Source organism: Blastomonas sp. (genome assembly GCF_041747255.1).
GTDB lineage: Bacteria > Pseudomonadota > Alphaproteobacteria > Sphingomonadales > Sphingomonadaceae > Blastomonas.
The window spans coordinates 1-3,704 of sequence record NZ_JBGTFM010000346.1 but is presented as its reverse complement, the minus strand read 5'-3'; the positions used below and the strand labels follow the sequence as shown (position 1 = coordinate 3,704).

General features: G+C 61.8%; 4 protein-coding genes. All 4 read left to right on the top strand.

Going from position 1 to position 3,704, the window contains the following annotated elements; genetic code table 11:
- Positions 1-75: 75 nt before the first annotated feature.
- The 4 genes from yidD (at position 76) to ACEW8G_RS11855 (ending at position 3,655) form a co-directional block, all read left to right on the top strand.
- Positions 76-285 (top strand): membrane protein insertion efficiency factor YidD, encoded by a 210-nt coding sequence (gene yidD / locus ACEW8G_RS11870; protein ID WP_373488629.1) that lies wholly within the window; start codon positions 76-78, stop codon positions 283-285.
- Positions 286-332: 47 nt separating this feature from the next.
- Positions 333-2,093 (top strand): membrane protein insertase YidC, encoded by a 1,761-nt coding sequence (yidC, locus tag ACEW8G_RS11865; protein WP_373488628.1) that lies wholly within the window; start codon positions 333-335, stop codon positions 2,091-2,093.
- A 108-nt stretch (positions 2,094-2,201) separates the two neighbouring features.
- Positions 2,202-2,843: a ribosome biogenesis GTP-binding protein YihA/YsxC gene (yihA, locus tag ACEW8G_RS11860; protein WP_373488627.1), complete on the top strand. Its 642-nt coding sequence runs from the start codon at positions 2,202-2,204 to the stop codon at positions 2,841-2,843.
- 146 nt (positions 2,844-2,989) lie between these two features.
- On the top strand, positions 2,990-3,655 hold the full coding sequence (locus tag ACEW8G_RS11855; RefSeq protein WP_373488626.1) for a glutathione S-transferase family protein: 666 nt from the start codon (positions 2,990-2,992) through the stop codon (positions 3,653-3,655).
- The last annotated feature ends 49 nt before the right edge of the window (positions 3,656-3,704 follow it).

Sequence of the window (3,704 nt, the reverse complement as noted above, 5' to 3'; positions counted from 1 at the left end):
TGAACCGGGTGCGCGATGGCAAGGCGTCGGCTGACCGCCGCCCGCCGCGCGGCAAGCCCCGGCGGCGTTGACACCATGCGGCACATTTTGATCTGGATCGCGCGTGGTTGGCAACTGGGGCCATCGCGCATCCTGCCGCCCACCTGCCGCTATGTCCCGTCGTGCTCCGAATACGCCATTCAGGCGCTGACTCGCCATGGTGCGATTAAGGGTGGCTGGCTGACGATGAAGCGGCTATTGCGCTGTCACCCATGGGGCGGGCACGGCCATGATCCGGTGCCCTGATGTGCACAGCACGGGTTGGCAGACTTTACCGAAACGAGGTTTGAAGCGTGGAGAATCAGCGTAACGTCATCCTGGCCATCACATTGATGGCCGTGGTTCTGTTCGGATGGCCCTACGCGCTGGAAGTATTCTATCCGGCGCGCCCCGCAACGTTGGACAACGCGATTTCCGCGCCGCGCCCCGGGCTGGACAATGACGCGTCGGTGCCAGACACCGCTGCTGCCTCAAAGGTCATCCGCAATCGCACCGTTGTGCTCGCCGAAAGCACGCGCATCCCCATTGATGCGCCGCGTGTCGGCGGCTCGATCAACCTCACCGGCGCGCGGCTCGATGATCTGGTGTTGAAAGATTATCGCGAGGAACTGCGCGAGGACAGCGACCAGGTCCACCTGTTCTCTCCCGCCGGCACCGCCGACCAGTATTTCGCGCAATTCGGCTGGATCGGCGAGGGCGTTGTCACCCCCACCAGCCAGACCGTCTGGACCACCAATGACGCCAAGCTGGGCCTCAACAGCCCGGTGATGCTCAGCTGGATCAACCCGGCGGGGCAACGGTTCGACATCCGTTTTGCGATTGATGAAAACTACCTGATCACCGCCACCCAGCGCTTCACCAATGCCTCTGCCGCGCAAGTTGCGGTTCGCCCGCTGGGCCTGATCAACCGCACCAGCGCCAATGCTGACCCGACCAGCTGGACGGTGCGCAACGGCCCCATCGGCGTGTTCGATGACGCTGCGAATTTTGACGTGCATTACGACGACCTTGAGGAAGACCCCAAGAAGCTCTCTGAATTTGGCGGCAAGATCGGCTGGCTGGGCTTTACTGACCATTATTGGTTGTCGGCGCTGATCCCTGCGCCTGGCAGCAAGGGCCAGATGGCGGGCAATTTCCGCAGCCTTGGCAACAAGCTGTTCCAGACCGAACTGGTTTACGAAAACAAGGTTGTCGCGCCGGGCGAGGCGCTGACCACCACCGCGATGCTGTTTGCCGGCGCCAAGGAAACCGAACTTCTCGACGATTATGTCGACAACAAGAACATCCCGCTGCTCGACCGCGCGGTCGACTGGGGCTGGTTCATCTGGTTTGAAAAGCCGATTTTCAAGCTGCTCAACTGGCTGTTTGCGCAGGTCGGCAATTTCGGTGTCGCCATCATCCTGATGACCATCATCATCCGCGGCCTGATGTTCCCGATTGCCCAGCGCCAGTTCGCATCGATGGCGCAAATGCGCGCGGTGCAGCCCAAGATGAAGGCGCTGCAGGAACGCTACAAGGACGACAAGCCCAAGCTGCAGACCGAGATGATGGAGCTGTACAAAAAGGAAAAGGTCAATCCGCTCGCCGGGTGCCTGCCGATGTTCCTGCAGATCCCGATTTTCTTCGCGCTCTACAAGGTGCTGCTGCTTGCGATTGAAATGCGGCATCAGCCGTTTGCGCTGTGGATCAAGGATCTGTCCGCGCCCGACCCGATGACCCCGCTAAACCTGTTCGGCCTGTTGCCCTTCGATCCGCCAAGCATGATCGCCATCGGCATTCTGCCGATTATTCTGGGCGTCACGATGTGGCTGCAATTCAAGCTCAATCCCGCGCCGATGGACCCGGTGCAGCAGCAGGTGTTCTCGATCATGCCCTGGGTGCTGATGTTCGTGATGGCGCCGTTTGCGGCCGGGCTTCAGCTGTACTGGGCGATGTCGAACATTCTGACCATCGCGCAGCAGAAATGGCTCTACAGCCGCCACCCGCAGCTCAAGGAGCTGGCCGCACAAGAGGCGGCAGACAAGGCCGCCAAGGCCGAAAAGGGCAAGGCGTGAGTATAGCCTTAGCTATAGGCTGTTTTCCGGCGGAAGCCGGAGTCCAGGGCGAGATTGCGCCCAGCCGCTCTGGACTCCGGCGTTCGCCGGAGAACAGGATGTTGTCGCATGGATGAACCCGCCAGCGCCTATCTGGCCGAGGCCAACCGGCTGTTTTCGGGATCGGTGACTTTCCTCAAATCTGCCCCGGCGCTGGAATTTCTGCCCGCGCCGACGGTGCCTGAAATCGCTTTTGCAGGGCGGTCGAATGTCGGCAAATCCTCGCTGCTCAACGCGCTCGTCGGGCGACGCGCGATTGCGCGCACGTCGGTCACGCCGGGGCGTACGCAGGAGCTGAACTTCTTTGAGGTCGGCGATCCGGCGGTGTTTCGCGTCGTCGATATGCCCGGATATGGCTTTGCCAAGGCCCCCAAGGATGTCGTCAAGAAATGGCGCTTCCTGATCAACGATTATCTGCGCGGGCGGCAGGTGCTCAAACGCACCCTTGTGCTGATCGACAGCCGTCATGGCATCAAGCCGGTTGATCTTGATGTGCTCAAGATGCTCGACGAGGCCGCCGTCAGCTACCGTCTGGTGCTGACCAAGGCCGACAAGATCAAGGCGAGTGAGCTTGAAGCCGTCGCCGACGCCACCCGCATCGAAGCACGCAAGCATGCGGCAGCGTTCCCGGATGTAATCGTCACCTCATCGGAAAAACGCATGGGCATTGATGAGCTGCGCGGTTTCGTGCTGGATAGCGTGAATACATAAGCGTTCACCATGCGGATGGGCTAGGGCACAACGTTGCTCGTTTTCCGGCGAAAGCCGGAATCCAGGGTTGCGACGGTGCAATCTGACTCCTGGGCTCCGGCTTTCGCCGGAGAGCATACGACGCTAGGACATTAAATGGGGCAGGCATGAAACTTTACATCGGCAACAAGAACTATTCGAGCTGGTCGCTGCGCGCCTGGCTCGCGGCGAAGCAGTCGGGGCTCCATGTCGAGGAGCTGATCGTCAATATCGGCAGCGACGACTGGCAGGCGCAGCGGCGCGAATCGGACGACATCATGCCGAGCGGCAAGGTCCCGATACTGTGGGACGACGAGGTAGTGGTGTGGGACAGCCTCGCGATCCTCGAATATCTCGGCGACAAGGTCGGCCGCGAGCGGTTCTGGCCCAAGGACGACGCGGCGCGCGGCATGGCACGTTCGGCGGTGGCGGAAATGCATTCCTCGTTCCAGGCGCTGCGCGGCGAGTGCCCGATGAATATCCGCAAGCGCTTCGAGGGCGCGCGCATTTCGGACGAGTGCAAGGGCGATATCGTGCGCATCCTGCAATTGTGGGCCGAGGCGCGCGCGCGCTTCGGGCAGGGCGGACCGTTCCTGTTCGGCACCTTCGGCGCGGCGGACATTTTCTACGCGCCGGTGGTGAGCCGTTTCGTCACCTACGGCATCGGCGTGCCCGGCTTCGCGCAGGCCTATATGCAGACGCTGTGGGAACAGGAATGGGTGCAGCAATGGGTCACCGCCGCCGAAGACGAGGAATGGGTGATCGAGCAATACGAGGCCGCGCCCGCGCTATGATCGCGCGCCCGACGTTCGGCTGGCTGACAGCGGCGTTGGCCGCGCTCGC

What these genes read in the sequence shown, in the direction of transcription:
- yidD (WP_373488629.1), top strand. Translation starts at nt 76, where the DNA reads ATGCGGCACATTTTGATCTGGATCGCGCGTGGTTGGCAACTGGGGCCA.
- yihA (WP_373488627.1), top strand. Translation starts at nt 2,202, where the DNA reads ATGGATGAACCCGCCAGCGCCTATCTGGCCGAGGCCAACCGGCTGTTT.
- ACEW8G_RS11855 (WP_373488626.1), top strand. Translation starts at nt 2,990, where the DNA reads ATGAAACTTTACATCGGCAACAAGAACTATTCGAGCTGGTCGCTGCGC.